Genomic DNA, 19,876 nt, shown 5'->3' with positions numbered 1-19,876 from the left:
ACAGTGATGTCCTTCTACCCCCGTGAGCCGGCCGCCATGCGTCGGACAGGGACACGGGTCACCCAGGCACCGGGGCCACGGGGTCGCCGGCCGGGCACCCACGCCTCGCCCACGTGCCCGACCTGTGCTGACCGCGAACGGGCCGTCGACCGGCCCCGGAAAAGCAGGCACCGGGCCGCCGGCCGCGGAATCCGCTCAGCCGGCGACCCGGTGCACCCACACCGCGGCATTCCCGACCCGTCCCGACCGGGAATGCCGTACCACCACCGGGAACAAAGCTATGCGCCCTCCGCGACGCTGGGGTGACATGGCTATGAAGAGCGTGTTTCAGCCGTCCCGGCGCAGGCCACCGGCCACCCGCTCGGCGATCAGCTCGAACGAGCGCACCCGGTCGGCCACGTCGTACACCATCGTGGTCAGCATCAACTCGTCCGCGCTGGTGCGCTCCAGCAGCGCGCGCAACTGCCGGGCCACCGTCTCCGGCGAACCCGTCGCCTGCCCCTCCCGGCGCTGGGCCACGAACTCCCGCTCCAGCTCCGAGTACGGGTAGGCCGCCGCCTCGTCGGGCGTGACGAGCGGCTCCGGCCGGCCCGAGCGCAGCTTCAGGAACGACAGCCCGGCCGGCCCGGCCAGCCACTCCGCCCGCTCGTCGGTCTCCGCGCAGACCGCGTTGACCGCGACCATCGCGTACGGCCTGTCCAGCCACTGCGACGGCCGGAAACTCTGCCGGTACAGCTGCAGCGCCGGAATCGTGTTCTGCGCGCTGAAATGGTGCGCGAACGAGAACGGCAACCCCAACAGCCCGGCGAGCTGGGCGCTGAACCCGCTCGACCCGAGCAGCCACACCGCCGGCGACTGCCCCCGACCCGGCGTCGCGGTGATCGGACCCGGCTCGGCGCCGCTGAAGTAGTTCATCAGGTCGGCCAGCTCCCGGGGGAAGTGCTCCGCCGACAGCCCCTCCATTGTCCGGCGCAACGCCAGCGCGGTGACCTGGTCGGTGCCCGGCGCCCGGCCGATGCCCAGGTCGATCCGGCCCGGGTGCAGCGCCTCCAGGGTGCCGAACTGCTCGGCCACCACCAGCGGCGCGTGGTTGGGCAGCATCACCCCGCCCGAGCCCAGCCGGATCGTCGAGGTGTGCGCCGCCAGGTGGGCGAGCAGCACCGCCGGTGCCGAACTGGCGATCGAGGGCATGTTGTGGTGCTCGGCCACCCAGAACCGCCGGTAGCCCAGCTCCTCGGTACGCCGGGCCAACTCGGTGGTGTGCCGCAGCGCCTCCCCGGCGCTGCCGTTGGCGGCGACCGGAGCAAGATCAAGAACAGACAGGGGTACGTCGATCACGGTAGAGATCAACCCGCGACGCGCCGGATTTGTTCCGACCGTTCGCTAACCCATGCCGCGCGCCTGCTCGAAGATCAAACTCGTCTGGGTGTGCTGCACCGCCGGATCCACCGCCAGATGGTCCAGCACGAAGTCCCGCAGCGCGTCCCCCGACGCCGCCCGCACGTGCAGCACGTAGTCCTCCGCGCCCGCCACGTGGAACACCGACACCACCCCCGGCAGCCGCACCGACCGGGCCCGGAACGCGTCCACCACCGCCCGCTCGTGCGCCGCCAACCGCACCGACACCAACGCCTGCAACGGCAGGCCCAACGCCGCCGGATCCACCTCCGCGTGGAACCCCCGGATCGCCCCGCACGCCCGCAACGCCCGGGTACGCGTCAGACACGTCGACGGCGCCACCCCCACCCGCTCGGCCAGGGCGTTGTTCGGCAACCGGCCGTCCGCCGCCAACTCGGCCAGGATCGCGCGGTCGACGTCGTCCAAGGCCGCGAACGGCGGCCGCACATCATTCGGTGCGAGGGGCATGCCAGCATCATCCCATCGAACTTCCCGATGTCGGAAGAGCACTGGACAGAATCTTCTTCGCCGCTATTGCCCGATACCAGCCTCATGTTCGACGCTTCCGCCATGACCGCCGTGGACACCAGAGCCGTACACGCCGGGCGCGACGACCTCGCCGGTCTCGGCGTCCACGTACCCCCGATCGACCTCTCCACCACCAACCCGCTCCCGTCCGTCGCGGGCGGCGGCGACGCCTACGAGACCCTCGCCACCGGCGGCACCCTCCCGGCCGGCGCCAGCGCCGTCTACCAACGGCTCTGGAACCCCACCGTCGCCCGCTTCGAAACCGCCCTCGCCGAACTCGAAGGCACCGCCGAAGCCGTCGCCTTCGCCAGCGGCATGGCCGCCCTCACCGCCACCCTGCTCGCCGCCACCCGCGACGGGAAACGCCACGTCGTCGCCGTCCGCCCCCTCTACGGCGGCACCGACCACGTGCTCGCCACCGGCCTGCTGGGCACCGAGGTCACCTGGGCCCGCCCCGACCAGGTCGCCGCCGCCGTCCGCCCCGACACCGCCCTGGTCGTCGTCGAAACCCCGGCCAACCCCACCCTCGACCTCGTCGACATCGCCGCCCTCGCCACCGCCGCCGGCGACGCCCCGCTGCTCGTCGACAACACCGTCGCCACCCCGGTGCTCCAGCAGCCCGCCCGGCACGGCGCCACCCTCGTCCTGCACAGCGCCACCAAGAGCATCGGCGGCCACGGCGACGTCCTCGCCGGCGTCGTCGCCTGCGACCCCACCTGGGCCACCCGCCTGCGCCAGGTCCGCGCCGTCACCGGCGCCATCCTCCACCCGCTCGGCGCCTACCTCCTGCACCGCGGCCTGCAGACCCTGCCGCTGCGGGTCCGCGCCCAGCAGGCCGGTGCCGAGAAACTCGCCGCCTGGCTCGCTGGCCACCCCGCCGTCGAGCGGGTCCACCACCCCTCCCTGCACGACCCGGCCGGGCTGGTCGGCCGCCAGATGTCCGGCACCGGCAGCCTGCTCGCCTTCGAGGTACGCGGCGGTGCCCCCGTCGCGGCCGCCGTCGCCGGCGCCTGCCGGCTGATCACCCACGCCGTGTCCCTCGGCGGGGTCGACACCCTCATCCAGCACCCCGCCTCGCTCACCCACCGGCCCGTCGAGGGCGACGCCAAGCCGTGCGGCGGCCTGCTGCGCGTCTCCGTCGGGCTGGAGGACCCGGAGGACCTGCGGGCCGACCTGGAGCAGGCGCTGTCGGTGATCTGACTCCGGGCGGCTCGCCCAGGCCGCCTCGCAGCGCCCGGCCCAGGTGATGGCCGACGTCAGGACTTCGGTCCGACGTGGCGGTCCAGCGCGGCGACGGCGTCCCGCCGGGCCACCGAGAGCGACCACGGCAGGTTCATCCGCCAGGCGATTCCGAGCAGGTCAAGTGCCCACTGGCAGAGTTCCATGATGTCGGTGGACCGGTTCGAGAACATGTAGCGCGGGTAGACGTACTCCTTGCCGCGGACGGTGACCCGGTTGGTGAAGCGGCAGCCGTCAGAGTGGAAGAGGCCCCGCAGAAAGTCGCCCACGTGCGCCTCGACGATCTTCCGTTGCCAGTCGGTCAGTACGATCGGGCGCTCGTGCTTCTTGCCCGGCCCGTGCTGGGGGAAGAGGCAAGGCCAGTGGTTCCCGTAGCTCTGCACGGCGACACAGCCCTGCTTCTGCACCCGCTGCACCGAGGTTGCCAGGACGGCTTTCATCGCGTTCTCGCACGCCGTGATCAGATCGGGCCAGGAGTCGGCGCAGTAGATCCTGAGCACCGGAACCCGGGCGGTGATGACTAGGTGGCCGTCCCCGAGGTAGAGGCCGAGCAGATAGGCGTAGTGCGCCGGATCTGTCGGATTCCCGACCTCCGGGCGGCAGCGGAAGCAACGGATCGCGGTGCCATGTTGTTTCGGCTCCGGCCGATCCTTGCACCAGTGGCGGACGGTCGGATAGGAGACCCCTACGGCCCGGGCTGCCTCGGCAACGGTCGCCCCGGCGAGGTACAGGCTTCGCGCCCGGGCGCGTATTTCGGGTGGATGCACAGGGTCATTCTCGAACGCCTGTATGACAGTTTGTGCCCCCGGTGGGACTCGAACCCACACTTTATGCAGTTTGAGTGCATTGCCTCATGCCAGTTGGGCTACGGGGGCCTTCCGTGATCCGGCCTTGACAGACTACCCACTACGCTATGGACGGCGACACCCGGCACGGCGGGTGTGGGGTTCGAACTGGTGGGAGTGGCTCGTGGCCGAGACGGAGACCGAGCGCAGGCGCGTACTGATCGCCGAGGACGAGGCGCTCATCCGGCTGGACCTGGCCGAGATGCTGGTCGAAGAGGGCTACGAGGTCGTCGGCGAGGCCGGTGACGGGGAGACCGCCGTCCGGCTGGCCGAGGAGTTGAAGCCGGACCTGGTCATTCTCGACATCAAGATGCCGATCATGGACGGGCTGGCCGCCGCCGAGCGGATTGCCGGCGCCCGGATCGCCCCGGTGATCATCCTGACCGCGTTCAGCCAGCGGGACCTGGTGGAGCGGGCGCGGGCCGCCGGCGCGATGGCGTACCTGGTCAAGCCGTTCCAGAAGAGCGACCTGGTGCCGGCGGTGGAGATCGCGCTGTCCCGTTACTCGGAGATCGCCGCGCTGGAGGCGGAGGTCGCCGGCCTGACCGACCGGCTGGAGATCCGCAAGACCGTGGAGCGGGCCAAGGGCGCGCTGATGACCACGTACGGGATGACCGAGCCGCAGGCGTTCAAGTGGATCCAGCGCACCGCGATGGATCACCGGATGACCATGAAGGAGGTCGCCGAGCGGATCCTCGCGGAGACCGCCGGCGGCGAGGTGGCCCAGCCCGCCTCCTGACCCCCGGCCCACCGGCCGGCGCGGTCGTCGGCGCCAGGGGCGCAGACGGGTTCCCCGCGTCGTCCGCGGTCGATACGATCGCCGCCATGCGGCGTGGCGTGGCGGTGCTCGGCCTGCTCGTCGTGCTGCTCGCCGCCTGCCGCTCGACCGGCCAGGCGGCGCCCACGCCCCTGCCCGCCCCGGTACGGCCGGCCTGGCAGCCGGTCGCCCTGCCCGTCCCGCCCGGTGGGCCCGGCCGGTTGGCGCTGCGGGACGTCACGGCGTGTGACGGTCGCTGGTTCGTGGTGGGCGCGGTGATCGACGGGTCGGGCGCTACCCGGCCGGCCGCCTGGAGCAGCCCCGACGCGGTCACCTGGACGCCCCTGCGGCCGGTGCCGCGCAGCCCCTACGGGGTGGAGAACCTGCTGACCGCGGCGGGTTGCCGGGACGGCCGGCTGGCCGCGGTGGGCGGCAAGACCGGCGGGGTGCACGGCAATCCGCGGATCAGCACCTGGCGGCAGGTGGCCGACGGCTCGCTGGTGGAGGTGCCGGCCGAGTTCGAGGTGTTCGGCGGCGCGGACGCGGTGAACGCGGGGCGGATCGCGGGTGGCCCGCGGGGCTGGCTGATCTCGGGTAACCGGGCCACCGGGGCGGCGGTGTGGGTTTCTCCGGACGGGTCGGACTTCCAGTTGGTCAGCGCGGTCCCGGGGCTGGCCGCCGACGCGGCGGGGCGGCCCTGGGCGGCGGACGGCGTGGCGGTGCCCTCGGGCTGGCTGGTGGTGGGCTCGGTGCTGTCGTCGGGGCGTACCGGATCGGATCCGGTGGTGTGGACCTCGGCGGACGGGCGGAGTTGGCGGCGTGCGGTGCTCTCCGCCGCGGGCGGCGGCGAGGACCTGCAGCGGGTGGCCCGGGTGGGGGAGCGGACGGTGGCGGTCGGCGCGCGGGGTGACGGTCTGGGTGCGTGGCTGACCGACAGCGACGGCTGGCGCTCGGGTGGCGCCTTCGGTGGCGCGGGGACGGCCCGGCCGGGCCGGGTGTGGGGGCTGGCCGCGCGGTCGGACGGTGCCTTCGCGGTCGTGGCGGGTGGCGCGTCCGGGGCGGGCTGGTTCTCCCCGGACGGTGACCGGTGGTTTCCGGTGGTGCTGCCGACCGGGGTGCCGGCGGCCGCTGACCGGTCGGTGGCGGTGGCCGGGGCTGGTGACTCCGTGGTGTTGCTGGTGGACGACGGTTCGCGGTCCTCGGTGTGGGTGGCGCGTGGGTCATGGCGTCCCGACTGATCCTTCCACCCAGCGTGTTCCCGCCGGTGTCGGATGTCCGATTTTCTCTGTGATGTGGTCGCGTGTGTTACAGCACATCTGTGAATCCGGCCACTCAACGTAACGGTTAGGTCAACCCCTCCTCGCAGGTCTACCTTCCCGCTCCCAGGTGGGATAACGTCCCGCCCCAGACCGGGATCGCGGTCGGTCCGGCCAGGCCCTGCAAGGTCCAATTCGCGGTGGGTGGTCCGGGCCTTCGGACGGAGGAGGGTACGAGCCGTGAGGCAGAAGCTCGCACGGGTGCTCGGTGGTGTGGCCATCGGCGCGCTCGTTTTCAGTGGCGCGGCCTGCAAGGCCGACAGCGGCAGTGAGGCGGGCGGCGGGAAGGCCGCCTGCGACCTGAAGATCGGCTTCTTCGGCGCGCTGACGGGTGACGCTGCGGGTCTCGGTATCCACATGCGTAACGGCACCCAGCTGGCGATCGAGCAGTACAACAAGGACAACAAGGACTGCCAGGTCAAGCTGGAGCAGTACGACTCCCAGGGTGACCCGGCCAAGGCTCCGGCGCTGGCCCAGCAGGCGGTCGGCGACAGCAAGGTCGTCGGCATCATCGGTCCGGGCTTCTCCGGCGAGTCCGAGGTGGCGGACCCGATCTTCGACGCGGCCGGCCTGCCGACCATCACCCCGTCGGCGACCCGCCCGAGCCTGAGCACCAAGAGCTGGAAGGTCTTCCACCGCGGCGTCGGTAACGACACCTCCCAGGGCCCGGCGGCCGGTCGGTACATCAAGAACGTCCTGAAGGCCGAGAAGGTCTACGTCGTCGACGACCAGTCGGCGTACGGCGCGGGCCTGGCCGACGAGGTCAAGAAGGTCATCGGCACCCCGGTCGGCTACGACAAGATCCAGGTCAAGCAGACCAACTTCTCCGCCGTGGTCACCAAGATCACCAGCAGCGGCGCGACCGCCCTCTTCTTCGGTGGTTACTACACCGAGGCCGGCCTGCTGCTCAAGCAGCTCAAGGGCGCGGGCTGGAAGGGCACCATGATCGCCGGTGACGGCGTCAACGACGCCAACTTCATCAAGGTCGCCGGCCAGCAGGTCGCCGAGGGCACCATCCTGACCTGCCCGTGCGCCCCGGCCACCAAGGCCAAGGGCAGCTTCGTCACCGACTACAAGACGGCGTTCAACGTCGACCCGGGCACCTACGCCGACGTGTCGTTCGACATCACCCGGATCATGCTCGAGGGCATCAAGGCCGGTAAGACGAGCCGGGCCGACCTGAACTCCTTCATCAACAGCTACAACGGCACCGGTTCCTCCACCGGTGTGACCTACAAGTTCGAGTCCAACGGCGAGCTGGACCCGGCCCAGGTCATCGTCTGGGCGTTCAAGGTGAACGCGGGCCAGGTCGTCCCCGACATCGAGATCCCCAAGGCCTGACCGGTTCGTCCGGTCCCGCCATGGGACACCAGGCGTGCGGCCGGGAGTGATTTCCTCCCGGCCGCACCGCTTGGCCGCACAGTTGGAGCCCCCTCTTGAACTTCGATGAGCTCTTCGGGAACTTCCCGGCGCTGACCATCACCGGGCTGGAACAGGGCGCGATCTACGCGCTCGTCGCGCTCGGCTACACCCTGGTGTACGGCGTCCTGCGCCTGATCAACTTTGCCCACTCCGAGGTCTTCATGGTCGGTACCTTCACCGCCCTGTGGACCTGGGAGGCCTTCGGTTACAACCAGAACACCGCGGCTCCGGCCTTCGGCCCGCTGATCGTGGCGCTCCTCGCCGGCCTGGCCGTCGCGATGGTCGCCTCGGCCGCCACGGCGGTCACCGTCGAACTGGTCGCCTACCGGCCGCTGCGGCGCCGCAACGCCCCGCCGCTGGCCTTCCTCATTACCGCGATCGGCGCCTCGTTCGTGCTCTCCGAGTCGTTCGGCATCGGCACCGAGCGGGCCCCGTACGGCATGCCGACGCTGATTCCGCAGGAGACGGTCTTCACCCTCTTCGGTGCCCCGATCACCAACCTGCAGCTGCTGATCCTGGGCGTGACGCTGATCATGATGATCGGCCTGGACCAGTTCGTGAACCGCAGCCGGCTCGGTCGCGGTATCCGGGCCGTCGCCCAGGACCCGGACACCGCCGCGCTGATGGGCGTCAACAAGAACCGGGTGATCCTGCTGGTGTTCGTGCTCGGCGGCCTGATGGCCGGCGTGGCCGCCCTGCTGTGGGACGTCCGGTTCGGCTTCACCAAGTTCAACGTCGGCTTCCTGATCGGGCTCAAGGCCTTCTCGGCCGCGGTGCTCGGCGGCATCGGCAACCTGCGCGGCGCGCTGCTCGGCGGTCTGCTGCTGGGTGTGGTGGAGAACTACGCCGCCGGCCTGTTCGGTGGAGACTGGAAGGACTTCACCGGTTTCGTGCTGTTGATCGTGCTGCTGATGTTCCGGCCCACCGGCCTGCTCGGCGAATCTCTCGGGAGGGCGCGCGCATGACCGCCACCTCGGAAAAGGGACGCATGTCGGCGTTCCGCAGCCGCTGGGACGCGATGCCGAAGCAGGTCCGCTGGGCCGGCCTCGCCGCGCTGGTGGTCTTCCTCTACATCCTGCCCAACAAGTGGTTCTACGAGTACCTCGGCTTCCCGATCGGCAGCGACTACTTCGCCTTCTACACCACCCGCTCGGACTTCGCGACCGTGCTCTTCGACACCGCGATCTTCGTCCTGCTGGCGGTGGGCCTGAACGTCGTGGTCGGCTTCGCCGGCCTGCTCGACCTGGGCTACTTCGGCTTCTACGCGGTCGGCGCGTACACGGTGGCGCTGCTGACCTCGCCGGAGAGCCGGTTCGGCACGGACTGGCCATGGCTGGCGGCGGTGCCTATCGCGATCCTGGTGGCGATGGTCTCCGGCGTGATCCTCGGCGGCCCGACGCTGCGACTGCGCGGCGACTACCTGGCGATCGTCACCCTCGGCTTCGCCGAGATGATCCGTCTGTACGCGGCCCGCAACGAGGGCATCGCCCAGGGTCAGCGGGGCATCCCGCAGATCCCGCACCCGCCGGGCACCGGGGCGGACGGCAAAGCGCTGTTCAGCGTGGAGAGCTCGAAGCCCTACTACTGGCTGATCCTCACGGTGATCATCGTGATCATCTTCGCGATGCGAAACCTGGCCAACAGCCGGGTCGGCCGGGCCTGGGTGGCGATCCGCGAGGACGAGGACGCCGCCGAGATCATGGGCGTGCCGACGTTCAAGTACAAGCTGTGGGCGTTCGCCATCGGCGCCGCGGTCGGCGGCCTGTCGGGCGCGATATTCGCCGGTAAGCAGACGTTCATCAACTCGGACAGCTTCCTGCTGGAGAACTCGATCCTGGTGCTCGCCGCGGTCATCCTCGGCGGCGCGGGCAACATCAAGGGCGCGATCGTCGGTGGCGCGCTCACCTGGTACCTGCCGGAGTGGTTGCGCGGCATCGGCGGCTTGATCGGCGTCGAGTTCGACGCGGCCGAGTACCGGATCCTGGTCTTCGGCCTGGTGGTCATCGTCATGATGATCTTCCGGCCGCAGGGCCTGGTGCCGAACCGGCGCCGGGCGGCCGAGTTCGCCGACCGCCGCAAGGAAGCGGTTCCCCAGGAGACGGTGCCCAATGAGTGAGCCGCAGATGCACAGCGAGCGGGACGAGACCAGCGAGCGGGACATCGCCGACGACGGTCGCAGCACCGTCGGCACCCCGCCGGAGAAGGGCGCGGACACCCCGGTGGAGCCCACCCCGGGCGAGGCCGCGCCGGCCGGGCGGGAGCCGCTGCTGGAGGTCGACCACGTCACCCTCCGCTTCGGCGGTGTGGTCGCCCTCGACGACGTCGCGTTCACCCTCTACAAGGGGGAGATCCTCGGCCTGATCGGCCCGAACGGCGCCGGCAAGACCACCTGCTTCAACGCGATGACCGGCGTCTACCGGCCCACCCAGGGCGAGATCCGGTTCAAGGGGCAGCGGACCAACGGCAAGCGCCGGTCCTGGATCACCAAGGCGGGCATCGCCCGGACGTTCCAGAACATCCGGCTCTTCCCGGAGATGACCGCGCTGGAGAACGTGATGGTGGGCGCGGACGCCCACCACAAGACCAGCGTGATCTCCGCGATGCTGCGGCTGCCCCGACACTGGCGGGAGGAGCGGCAGGGCCGCGACAAGGCGTACGAGTTGCTGCGCTTCGTCGGCATCGAGCGCCGCGCCGGGGACCTGGCCCGCAACCTCTCGTACGGCGAGCAACGCCGACTGGAGATCGCTCGGGCCCTGGCCACCGATCCCACCCTGCTCTGCCTGGACGAGCCGGCCGCCGGCTTCACCCCGGCGGAGAAGGAGGAGTTGCTCGGTCTGATCCGTAAGATCCGGGACAACGGGACGACCGTGCTGCTGATCGAGCACGACATGCGGCTGGTCATGGGGGTGACCGACCGGATCGTCGTGCTGGAGTTCGGCAAGAAGATCGCCGAGGGTCTGCCGGCCGAGGTCCGGGAGGATCCGAAGGTGATCGCCGCGTACCTGGGGGTGCCGACCGATGCTGCTTGAGATCAAGGACCTGACCCTGCTGTACGGGCGGATCCAGGCGTTGCACGGGATCAGCCTGACGGTCAACGAGGGCGAGGTGGTGGCCCTGATCGGCGCGAACGGCGCCGGCAAGACCACCACCATGCGGGCCATCTCCGGGCTGCGCCCGGTGGCGTCCGGCTCGATCGTCTTCGACGGCACGGACGTCACGCGGATGCGGGCCGACCTGCGGGTGATCCGGGGCATCGGGCAGGCGCCCGAGGGCCGGGGCGTCTTCCCCGGCATGACCGTGCTGGAGAACCTGGAGATGGGGGCGTACACCCGCCGGGACCGGTCGGGCGTCGCCGAGGACATGAAGATGGTCATGGACCTCTTCCCCCGGCTGGCCGAGCGGCGCAAGCAGGCCGGCGGCACCCTCTCCGGCGGTGAGCAGCAGATGCTGGCGGTGGGCCGGGCGCTGATGGCCCGCCCGCGGCTGTTGCTGCTCGACGAGCCCTCGATGGGTCTCGCGCCGATGCTGATCCAGCAGATCTTCGAGATCATCACGCGGATCAACGAGCAGGGCACCACCATCCTGCTGGTGGAGCAGAACGCCCAGCAGGCGCTCTCCCGCGCCCACCGGGGCTACGTGCTGGAGACCGGCCGGATCGTCAAGGAGGGCACCGGCCGGGACCTGCTGCACGACCCGGCGGTCAAGGAGGCGTACCTCGGCGTGGCCTGAGCCGTACCCCCGGCGGCCGGTCGTCCCCTCGCGGGGCGGCCGGCCGCTGGCGTTGCGGTGCCGCCATCTCCGGGTTGTCGGGCCCACGGACTAGAGTCGCTGCCGTGACAGCTACGACGCCGCGCCTGCTCCTCGTCGACGGACACTCCCTGGCATACCGGGCGTTCTTCGCCCTGCCGGTGGAGAACTTCTCCACCACCACGGGGCAGCCGACCAACGCGGTCTACGGCTTCACCTCGATGCTGATCAACGTGCTCCGCGACGAGCAGCCGACCCACATCGTGGTCGCCTTCGACGTCTCCCGCCGCTCCTTCCGCACCGAGAAGTACGCCGAGTACAAGGCCGGCCGCAGCGAGACCCCCACCGACTTCAAGGGCCAGGTCAGCCTGGTCAAGGAGGTCCTGGCCGCGCTGCGCGTCCCGGTGGTGGAGAAGGAGGGGTACGAGGCCGACGACGTCATCGCCACCCTCGCCTGCCAGGCCCGCGACCAGGGTATGGACGTGCTGATCACCAGCGGCGACCGGGACGCGTTCCAACTGGTCGGCGACCGGATCACCGTGCTCTACCCGCGCAAGGGCGTCTCCGACCTGGCCCGGATGGACCCCGCCGCGGTGGAGGCGAAGTACGGCGTCGCCCCGGGCCGCTACCGCGACCTGGCCGCCCTGGTCGGCGAGACCAGCGACAACCTGCCCGGCGTCCCGGGCGTCGGCCCGAAGACCGCGGCCAAGTGGATCAACATGTACGGCGGGGTCGAGGGCGTCGTCGCTCACGCCGACGAGATCAAGGGCAAGGCCGGCGACAGCCTGCGCGAACGGCTCGCCGACGTGATCCGCAACTACGAGATCAACTGCCTGGTCGCCGACCTGGAGCTGCCCATCCGCGCCGAGGACGCCCGCTGGCAGGGCTGGGACCGGGAGGCCGTGCACCAGGTCTTCGACACCCTCCAGTTCCGCATCCTGCGCGACCGGCTCTACCAGTACCTGGAGGCGGTCGAGCCGGAGGCGGAGGCCGGCTTCGAGCTGGCCGGCCAGGTGCTCACCGAGCCCGGCGCGCTGGCCGGCTGGCTGGAGACGCACGCCCCGGCCGGCACCCCGGTCGGCCTCGCGGTCAAGCTCGACACCGGCCCCAACCGGCGGCACACGGCCGCGGTGACCGGCCTGGCCCTGGCCACCGCCGGTGGGGCGGCCGCCTGGGTCGCCCCGGCCACCCTGGAGTCGGGCGACGAGGCCGCCCTGGCCGGCTGGCTGGCCGACGGCAGCCGCCCCAAGGTGCTGCACGACAGCAAGCCGGCGGTGCTGGCCTTCGCCGCGCACGGGTGGGAGCTGCAGGGCATCGCCCGGGACACCCAGATCGCCGCCTACCTGGCCCGTCCCGACCAGCGCTCGTATGACCTGACCGACCTGGCGCTGCGCTACCTGCACCGGGAGCTGCGGGTCGACGCCCCGGAGACCGGCCAGCTCACCCTGGACGGGCTGGGCAACGACGGTGAGGCCGAGCAGAACCTGATGCTGCACGCCCGGGCCACCCTCGACCTGGCCGACGCGATCGACGCCGAGCTGTCCCGCGACGGCGAGCAGTCCGCCCGGTTGATGGCCGGGGTGGAGCTGCCGCTGATGCGGGTGCTCGCCACTATGGAGCGCACCGGCATCGCCGCCGACACCGACTACCTGTCGGAGCTGGAGGCGCACTTCGCGGCCGAGGTGAAGGCCGCCGCGCAGGGCGCGTACGAGGTGGTCGGCCGGGAGTTCAACCTGGGCTCGCCCAAGCAGCTCCAGGAGATCCTCTTCGGCGAGCTGGCCCTGCCCAAGACCAAGAAGATCAAGACCGGCTACACCACCGACGCCGACGCCCTGCAGTGGCTCTACGCGCAGACCGAGCACCCGCTGCTGCACCACCTGCTGCGGCACCGCGACGTGGCGAAGCTCAAGTCGACCGTCGACGGGCTGCTCAAGTCGGTCTCCGACGACGGCCGGATCCACACCACGTTCAACCAGACCGTGGCGGCCACCGGCCGGCTCTCCTCGACCGAGCCCAACCTGCAGAACATTCCGATCCGCACCGAGGAGGGGCGGCGGATCCGGCGCGCCTTCGTCGTCGGCGAGGGCTACGAGTGCCTGCTCACCGCCGACTACAGCCAGATCGAGATGCGGATCATGGCGCACCTGTCCTCGGACGACGCGCTGATCGAGGCGTTCAACTCCGGGCACGACTTCCACGCCGCCACCGCCTCCTCGGTCTTCGAGGTCCCCGTCGACCAGGTCACCGCCGACCAGCGCCGCAAGATCAAGGCGATGAACTATGGCCTGGCGTACGGGCTGAGCGCGTTCGGGCTCTCCCAGCAGCTCGGGATCAGCGCCGAGGAGGCGCGCGGGCTGATGGAGAACTACTTCGCCGGCTTCGGCGGGGTCCGTGACTACCTCCAGGAGGTGGTGGCCAGGGCCCGGCAGGACGGCTACACCTCCACGATCCTGGGCCGCCGGCGTTACCTGCCCGATCTGGTGAGCGACAACCGGCAGCGCCGGGAGATGGCCGAGCGGATGGCGCTCAACGCCCCGATCCAGGGGTCGGCGGCCGACATCATCAAGGTCGCCATGCTGCACGTCGACACCGCGCTGCGCGAGGCCGGGCTGCGCTCCCGGATGCTGCTGCAGGTGCACGACGAGCTGGTCTTCGAGGTCGCCCCGGGCGAGCGGGAGACCGTGCAGGCCCTGGTCCGCGCCCGGATGGGCGACGCGTACCCGCTGTCGGTGCCGCTGGAGGTCTCGGTCGGCGAAGGTCGGGACTGGAACAGCGCCGACCACTGAGTCTGGCTCTTGCCCGGTGGGTCTCCGGGGCGGCCCGACCCGCTCCGGGCGGTCAGGCTTGATCCCTCCGCGGCTCGGGCCGCCCCGGAGACCTGACGTGGTCCAGGTGGAGTGGTGGTCGGCGCTGTTGGCCTGGGGATCAGTGGGGTGATCCGGTCATCGGTGGGTGATCCGGTCATCGGTGGGTGAGTCGGTCGTTGGTGGGTGGTCCTGGTTACTTGAGGGGGTCGTGGCCCCAGTTCATCAGGGACCAGCGCCATCTGGTGTCGCGGACGTCGCCGGAGGGGTGCTGGGCCAGGTGGCGGTGCACGTACCCGACGACCTTGCGCATGTGCTGGTAGTCGGTGGCGGACAGCTCTCCGCGCTTGCGGCGCAGCAGGTCGACGATCTTCCGGCCGGACTCGTGGCCGACCGACTCGCCGCCCGGGCTGCCCTTCTTCTGCCAGCCGACGTGCTTCGACTCGTCGGTCTCCAACCAGGTGGACAGCTCACCTGGCTTCATGTTCACCGCCTCGGTGAAATCGCGGTAGGTCTGCTCCGGATCGTCACGTCGGCTCATCGCGTAGCGCCTCCGGTCGGTGCGCGACGTCCCGGCCCGAGTGGTCGTTGCGGATCCGGTACTGCGGCTCCTCCGGCGAGGCGTTCACGGCGTGCCCGCGGACGTGCGTCCGGTCGACGAGCTTCTCCTTGACCACGCCGTACGCCCGGCCGCTGTGGCTGGCCCAGGAGACGTGGTCGCCCTTGCGGAACTCCTTCTCGGCCATGCCGTCCGGTTACCCGGCCCGGGTGGCCGGAAACGGGGCGCCCCGGGCTACGGGGTGATCTCGGCGATCGGGAGCTTGATCTCGAAGGGCTCGGTCAGCTCGATCAGCTCCGAGCTGTCGGCCACCAGCTCGTACTGCCGCTCCCCGCTTGGACTCAAGCGCTCGCTGAGCTGGTAGGCGTAGAGGTGGACCGGGTCCTGTTCGATCCGCCAGAAGAACGGGATACCGGCGGCGGCGTACTCGGCCGGCTTGGCAAAGCGGTCGACCCGCCGGGTGCCGGGCGAGACGATCTCCACCGCGAGGATCACGTCGTGCGGCCGAACTTCCGAGACGTCCGATGCCACCTCCGCTCGGCACAAGAGCACGTCCGGCCGACGACTGGTGTTCCTCGCCAGTTCGACACCGACGTCCTGAGTGGTGCGAAGGTGTTGCGGCGCGTGGGTGTGCAGCCACAGCCGCAGCAGGAAAGAGATGTCCTGATGGCCCAGCGTGGGGGAGGGTGTCACCTGGATGACTCCGTCGACGAGTTCGACGCGGGGGGCGTCGTCCGGCAGGTTGAGCAGGTCCTCCAGCGTGTAGTCGGCACGCTGCTGCCGGATCGGGTCAGGACACCAGGGGCCAGGTGGTGTCGCGATCGGCTCGGCGCTCACCCGCTCAGCGTAACGCCGGCCCCGGTCGGGGGAGTCGCACTGATTGTCCGGTCGGTCATGCCCCCGGCTTTTCCGCGACGAAGACGGCGGTGCCGGGGAAGAGCCGGCCGCGCAGCGGGCTCCACTGCCCCCAGATCCCCTCGTGCCCCGCCGGCCACTCCGGCTCCACCAGGTCCAGCAGCCGGAACCCGGCGCCGACCAGTTCCCGGATCCGGTCGCCGAGGGTGCGGTGCTGCTCGACGTAGGTGGCCACGCCGTGCTCGTCCTGCTCCACGTACGGCGAACGGTCGAAGTACGAGTGCACCGCGGTCAGCCCGCCCTCGCCCGGGTCGTCCAGGAAGATCCAGCGCATCGGGTGGGTCACCGAGAAGACCCACCGGCCGCCGGGACGCAGCACCCGGGCGACCTCCCGCATCGCCCCCGCCGAGTCCTCCACGAACGGGATCGCGCCGAAGGCGGTGCAGACGGTGTCGAACGCCGCGTCGGCGAAGGGCAGGGCGAGCGCGTCGGCCTGCACCAGCGGCACGCGTACCCCGGTCCGGTCGGCGGCCTGGGCGGCGTGCCGCAGCATGCCGGCGGAGAGGTCCAGGGCGACCGGGTGGGCGCCTTGGGTGGCCAGCCACCGGGCGGCGGCCGCGGCGCCGCAGCCCAGCTCGAGGATCCGGCGGCCGGTGATGTCGCCGAGCAGCCGGGCGTCCGCCTCGCGCAGCCCCTCGGGGCACCAGACGAAGTCCACCTCGCCCAGGAACGCGCCGTGCTCGGCCTGGTAGTCGTCCGCGTCGAGGTCCCACCAGCCGCGGTTGGCCCGGCGGATCTCGGCGGCGCCGACCCGGCGTCGGGTCACCCTGTCGTCAGCCACCCGCTCACGCTAGGCCCCCGCCCCCGCCGCCCCGCGTCGGCCCTCCGGTGCGGCCGTGGCCGGTGGGACGGATGTGACGGATGAGACAGGGGTTGGCCCTTACCGCGCGAAATCTCCGCTTTCGCGGTTGACGAGCCCGAGGAGACCCGGGAGGGCTTGCACGCTGTGGTAATGCAGCAGGTAGGCTAGACGATGCGCTCGCGGATCGTGTGCCTCGGCAGGGAGCAGGTGTGCGGTCACCGGAGCCACTAATGATCCTCTGATGGCGATCGTTCGGTGTGCCCGGCGACGGATCCGTTGGCGCGGACGAGTCACCGCGACGCCACGCCTGCTGTGACAACCCATCCGACCGGAGCAACCGCCCACATGACGAGCAGCATCGAGGCCCCCTCGAGCGCCAACAAGGTCACCCACGACGATCTCGGTTCCGAGGAAGCTTTCCTCGCCGCGATCGACGAGACCATCAAGTACTTCAACGACGGCGACATTGTCGAAGGCACCGTCGTCAAGGTCGATCGGGACGAGGTCCTGCTCGACATCGGCTACAAGACCGAGGGCGTCATTCCCTCTCGGGAGTTGTCGATCAAGCACGACGTGGACCCGGCCGAGGTGGTTTCGGTCGGCGACCACATCGAGGCCCTTGTTCTCCAGAAGGAGGACAAGGAGGGGCGTCTGATCCTCTCGAAGAAGCGGGCGCAGTACGAGCGGGCCTGGGGCACGATCGAGAAGATCAAGGACGAGGACGGGGTCGTCCGCGGCTCGGTCATCGAGGTCGTCAAGGGTGGTCTCATCCTCGACATCGGCCTGCGCGGCTTCCTGCCCGCCTCGCTCGTCGAGATGCGGCGGGTGCGCGACCTGCAGCCGTACGTCGGACGCGAGCTCGAGGCCAAGATCATCGAGCTGGACAAGAACCGCAACAACGTGGTCCTGTCCCGCCGGGCCTGGCTGGAGCAGACGCAGTCCGAGGTGCGTACCGAGTTCCTCAACAAGCTGCAGAAGGGCCAGGTCCGCAAGGGCGTCGTCTCCTCGATCGTCAACTTCGGCGCGTTCGTCGACCTGGGCGGCGTGGACGGACTGGTGCACGTCTCCGAGCTGTCCTGGAAGCACATCGACCACCCGTCCGAGGTCGTCGAGGTGGGCCAGGAGGTCGAGGTCGAGGTCCTGGACGTCGACCTGGACCGCGAGCGGGTCTCGCTGTCGCTGAAGGCGACCCAGGAGGACCCGTGGCGTCAGTTCGCCCGTACCCACGCGATCCAGCAGATCGTGCCGGGTAAGGTCACCAAGCTCGTGCCGTTCGGCGCCTTCGTCCGGGTGGACGACGGCATCGAGGGCCTGGTCCACATCTCCGAGCTGGCCGAGCGCCACGTGGAGATCCCGGAGCAGGTCGTGCAGGTCGGCTCCGAGGTCATGGTCAAGGTCATCGACATCGACCTCGAGCGTCGCCGGATCTCGCTGTCGCTCAAGCAGGCCAACGAGGGCTTCGTCGAGGGCGAGGAGCACTTCGACCCGACCCTCTACGGCATGGCCGCGACCTACGACGAGCAGGGCAACTACATCTACCCGGAGGGCTTCGACCCGGAGACGGGCGAGTGGCTCGAGGGCTACGACAAGCAGCGCGAGACCTGGGAGAACCAGTACGCCGAGGCGCGCCAGCGCTGGGAGGCCCACACCAAGCAGGTGCAGTCCTCCCGGGCCGCCGACGCCGAGGCCGCTGCCAACCCGGCTCCGGCCGTGTCCGGCACCACCACCTCGACCACGGCCCCGAGCCGTCAGGCCGAGGAGCCGGCCGGCACCCTGGCCACCGACGAGGCGCTCGCCGCCCTGCGGGAGAAGCTCGCCGGCGGTAAGTGACCCCTGCGACAACTCCGGCTCGGCGCGTCTGACGCCGCGACCTGGAGGCCGTCGCTGACGACGGGCCCCGTCCCCTCGATCCGGTTCCACCGGACCGCCGGGGGCGGGGCCCTCGTAGTGTCCCGCCGCCGGCTGGCGTCCCGCACCCGGGCCGCGAGGGGACGCGGCCGGCCGGGCGTCCGGTTTGGCACCGGCGCGTTGATCGGGTTGACTGTTCCGGTGCTGAAGGTGGGTTTGACCGGTGGGATCGGGTCCGGCAAGAGCGCGGTCGCGAACCGGCTCACCGCGTTGGGCGCGGTGCTGATCGACTCCGACCGGATCGCCCGCGAGGTGGTCGCCCCGGGCAGCGAGGGCCTGGCCGAGATCGTCGCCGCCTTTTCCGAGCGGGTGCTCGACGCGCACGGGGCGCTGGACCGGGCGGCGCTGGGCGCTCTCGTGTTCGGCGACGCGGCCGCCCGCCGTCGGCTGGAGGCCATCACCCACCCCCGGGTGCGCGCCCGCGCCGCCGAGCTGGCCGCCGTCGCGCCGCCCGACGCGGTGGTGGTGAACGACGTGCCGCTGCTGGCCGAGGTGGGGCTCGCGCCGACGTACCACCTGGTGGTCGTGGTGCAGACGGCGGTGCCCACGCGGTTGGCGCGGCTGGCCCGGGACCGGGGCATGGACCGGGCGGAGGCCGAGCGGCGGATCGCCGCGCAGGCCGACGACGCCCGCCGGCAGGCGGTGGCGGACGTGCTGCTCACCAACGACGGCACCCTCGACGAGCTGCACGCGGCGGTGGACGCGCTCTGGCGGGACCGCCTGGTGCCCTACGAGGGCAACGTCCGCGAGCGCCGCGCGGTCCGGCCGGAGCGGGTGGCGCTCACCGAGCCGGACCCGAGCTGGCCCCAGCAGTACGACCGGCTGGCCGCCCGGATCCGGCACGCCGCCGGCGCGGACCTGCGCGTCGACCACATCGGCTCCACCGCCGTGCCCGGGCTGGCCGCGAAGGACGTCATCGACATCCAGCTCACCGTGCCGTCGCTGGCCGATGCCGACGGGCCGCTGGCCGAGCGGCTCGCCGACGCCGGCTTCCCCCGGCTGCCCGGCGACTGGTGGGACAACCCGCGCCCGGGCGGCAGCGCTCACTGGGAGAAGCGACTGCATGGCAGCGCCGACCCGGCCCGCCCGGCCTATCTGCACCTGCGGGTCGCCGGCTCGCCCGGCTGGCGGTACGCGCTGCTGATGCGCGACCACCTCCGCGCCGACCCCGCCCAGCGGGCGGCCTACCTCCAGGTCAAGCGGGAGTTGGCCGCGGCCGCCCCGGACAGCGCGACGTACGGGACGCTGAAGGATCCCTGGTTCGACGAGGAGCACCTGCGCGCCGAGGAATGGGCCGCCCAGACCGGCTGGCGACCGTGAACCCGCTCAGCGGCGTCCCGGCCGGGGCGGGGACGGTTCACCGCCGGGCAGCGTGGGCACCCGGCCCGGGCTGAGGTCGAGCTGGGCCCAGACGCCCCGCCCGGTCCGCAGCTCCAGCCGGCGCAGTAGGCCGTCCCGGTCGATCCAGTAGCGCAGCGCGGTGCCACCGGCGCGTACCTCGATGACGTCCACGGTGCGGCCGGCCGTGTCGTCGCCGCGCAGCCGGACCGCCGACCGGGCCGACGCGGCGGTGGCGCCGGCGCGCAGCGCGGCGTCCAGCAGCCGGTCCAGGTCGTTGCCGGGTGCTCGGGCGGCC

Annotated in this window: 17 protein-coding genes, 1 tRNA gene and 2 pseudogenes; 11 read left to right on the top strand and 9 right to left on the bottom strand. The window is 71.2% G+C overall.

Annotated features, from left to right (window positions below; genetic code table 11):
• Positions 1–327: 327 nt before the first annotated feature.
• Together ONA70_RS12075 and ONA70_RS12070 are read right to left on the bottom strand one after the other, a co-directional pair.
• Positions 328–1,338, bottom strand: coding sequence for an LLM class flavin-dependent oxidoreductase (locus ONA70_RS12075; protein WP_265006477.1), 1,011 nt, complete (start codon positions 1,336–1,338; stop codon positions 328–330).
• Between the two features lie 45 nt (positions 1,339–1,383).
• Positions 1,384–1,866: an Lrp/AsnC family transcriptional regulator gene (locus tag ONA70_RS12070; protein WP_265006476.1), complete on the bottom strand. Its 483-nt coding sequence runs from the start codon at positions 1,864–1,866 to the stop codon at positions 1,384–1,386.
• Between the two features lie 84 nt (positions 1,867–1,950).
• Here ONA70_RS12070 and ONA70_RS12065 point away from each other — a divergent pair, with 84 nt between their 5' ends.
• Positions 1,951–3,126 carry a trans-sulfuration enzyme family protein gene (locus ONA70_RS12065; RefSeq protein WP_265006475.1) on the top strand — a complete coding sequence of 392 codons (1,176 nt, stop codon included), beginning with the start codon at positions 1,951–1,953 and terminating at the stop codon, positions 3,124–3,126.
• A gap of 56 nt (positions 3,127–3,182) precedes the next feature.
• On the opposite strand, the gene ONA70_RS12060 is transcribed toward ONA70_RS12065, so the two are convergent.
• Together ONA70_RS12060 and ONA70_RS12055 are read right to left on the bottom strand one after the other, a co-directional pair.
• On the bottom strand, positions 3,183–3,932 hold the full coding sequence (locus ONA70_RS12060) for a DUF1804 family protein (RefSeq protein WP_265006474.1): 750 nt from the start codon (positions 3,930–3,932) through the stop codon (positions 3,183–3,185).
• A gap of 33 nt (positions 3,933–3,965) precedes the next feature.
• Positions 3,966–4,040 (bottom strand) — tRNA-Leu (locus ONA70_RS12055).
• A gap of 94 nt (positions 4,041–4,134) precedes the next feature.
• Between ONA70_RS12055 and ONA70_RS12050 the strand changes: the two genes are divergently transcribed.
• The 8 genes from ONA70_RS12050 (at position 4,135) to polA (ending at position 14,038) form a co-directional block, all read left to right on the top strand.
• Positions 4,135–4,749 carry an ANTAR domain-containing response regulator gene (locus ONA70_RS12050; protein WP_265006473.1) on the top strand — a complete coding sequence of 205 codons (615 nt, stop codon included), beginning with the start codon at positions 4,135–4,137 and terminating at the stop codon, positions 4,747–4,749.
• A gap of 86 nt (positions 4,750–4,835) precedes the next feature.
• Entirely contained in the window at positions 4,836–6,005 is a 1,170-nt protein-coding gene (locus tag ONA70_RS12045) for a hypothetical protein (RefSeq protein WP_265006472.1), read from the top strand.
• A 258-nt stretch (positions 6,006–6,263) separates the two neighbouring features.
• A complete protein-coding gene (locus ONA70_RS12040; protein ID WP_265006471.1) occupies positions 6,264–7,424 on the top strand; it encodes a branched-chain amino acid ABC transporter substrate-binding protein in 1,161 nt (386 codons plus the stop codon).
• Positions 7,425–7,519: 95 nt separating this feature from the next.
• Positions 7,520–8,470, top strand: coding sequence for a branched-chain amino acid ABC transporter permease (locus ONA70_RS12035; RefSeq protein ID WP_265006470.1), 951 nt, complete (start codon positions 7,520–7,522; stop codon positions 8,468–8,470).
• Entirely contained in the window at positions 8,467–9,621 is a 1,155-nt protein-coding gene (locus ONA70_RS12030; RefSeq protein ID WP_265006469.1) for a branched-chain amino acid ABC transporter permease, read from the top strand. The genes ONA70_RS12035 and ONA70_RS12030 overlap by 4 nt, the downstream gene beginning before the upstream one ends.
• The gene (locus ONA70_RS12025) at positions 9,614–10,534 is read left to right on the top strand and encodes an ABC transporter ATP-binding protein (protein WP_265006468.1); all 921 of its coding nucleotides are present in this window, start codon (positions 9,614–9,616) and stop codon (positions 10,532–10,534) included. The genes ONA70_RS12030 and ONA70_RS12025 overlap by 8 nt, the downstream gene beginning before the upstream one ends.
• Positions 10,524–11,234 (top strand): ABC transporter ATP-binding protein, encoded by a 711-nt coding sequence (locus ONA70_RS12020; RefSeq protein WP_265006467.1) that lies wholly within the window; start codon positions 10,524–10,526, stop codon positions 11,232–11,234. Before ONA70_RS12025 ends, ONA70_RS12020 begins: the two co-directional genes overlap by 11 nt.
• A 104-nt stretch (positions 11,235–11,338) precedes the next feature.
• A complete protein-coding gene (gene polA / locus ONA70_RS12015; protein WP_265006466.1) occupies positions 11,339–14,038 on the top strand; it encodes a DNA polymerase I in 2,700 nt (899 codons plus the stop codon).
• Positions 14,039–14,255: 217 nt separating this feature from the next.
• Here the strand turns inward: polA and ONA70_RS12010 are convergent.
• From ONA70_RS12010 to ONA70_RS11995, 4 genes and pseudogenes are all read right to left on the bottom strand, one after another.
• A pseudogene (locus ONA70_RS12010) lies at positions 14,256–14,597 on the bottom strand (DUF3140 domain-containing protein); the annotation flags it as partial.
• The gene (locus tag ONA70_RS12005; protein ID WP_265006465.1) at positions 14,584–14,802 is read right to left on the bottom strand and encodes a hypervirulence associated TUDOR domain-containing protein; all 219 of its coding nucleotides are present in this window, start codon (positions 14,800–14,802) and stop codon (positions 14,584–14,586) included. The pseudogene ONA70_RS12010 and the gene ONA70_RS12005, both read right to left, overlap by 14 nt.
• Before the next feature lie 47 nt (positions 14,803–14,849).
• Positions 14,850–15,452, bottom strand: a complete 603-nt coding sequence (locus ONA70_RS12000; protein WP_265006464.1) for a Uma2 family endonuclease — start codon at positions 15,450–15,452, stop codon at positions 14,850–14,852.
• A gap of 55 nt (positions 15,453–15,507) precedes the next feature.
• On the bottom strand, positions 15,508–16,311 hold the full coding sequence (locus tag ONA70_RS11995) for a class I SAM-dependent methyltransferase (protein ID WP_265006463.1): 804 nt from the start codon (positions 16,309–16,311) through the stop codon (positions 15,508–15,510).
• Positions 16,312–16,677: 366 nt separating this feature from the next.
• Here ONA70_RS11995 and rpsA point away from each other — a divergent pair, with 366 nt between their 5' ends.
• Positions 16,678–18,162 (top strand): 30S ribosomal protein S1, encoded by a 1,485-nt coding sequence (gene rpsA / locus ONA70_RS11990; protein WP_265006462.1) that lies wholly within the window; start codon positions 16,678–16,680, stop codon positions 18,160–18,162.
• Positions 18,163–18,381: 219 nt separating this feature from the next.
• Positions 18,382–19,560, top strand: a complete 1,179-nt coding sequence (coaE, locus tag ONA70_RS11985) for a dephospho-CoA kinase (protein ID WP_265006461.1) — start codon at positions 18,382–18,384, stop codon at positions 19,558–19,560.
• A 6-nt stretch (positions 19,561–19,566) separates the two neighbouring features.
• Here the strand turns inward: coaE and ONA70_RS11980 are convergent.
• A pseudogene (locus ONA70_RS11980) lies at positions 19,567–19,876 on the bottom strand (hypothetical protein); the annotation flags it as partial.

Origin of the sequence: Micromonospora yasonensis (assembly GCF_026013475.1) — a bacterium.
Classification (GTDB): Bacteria; Actinomycetota; Actinomycetes; order Mycobacteriales; family Micromonosporaceae; genus Micromonospora; species Micromonospora yasonensis.
The sequence above is the reverse complement of the archived record's forward strand: the minus strand, read 5'-3'. Positions and strand labels throughout refer to the sequence as shown.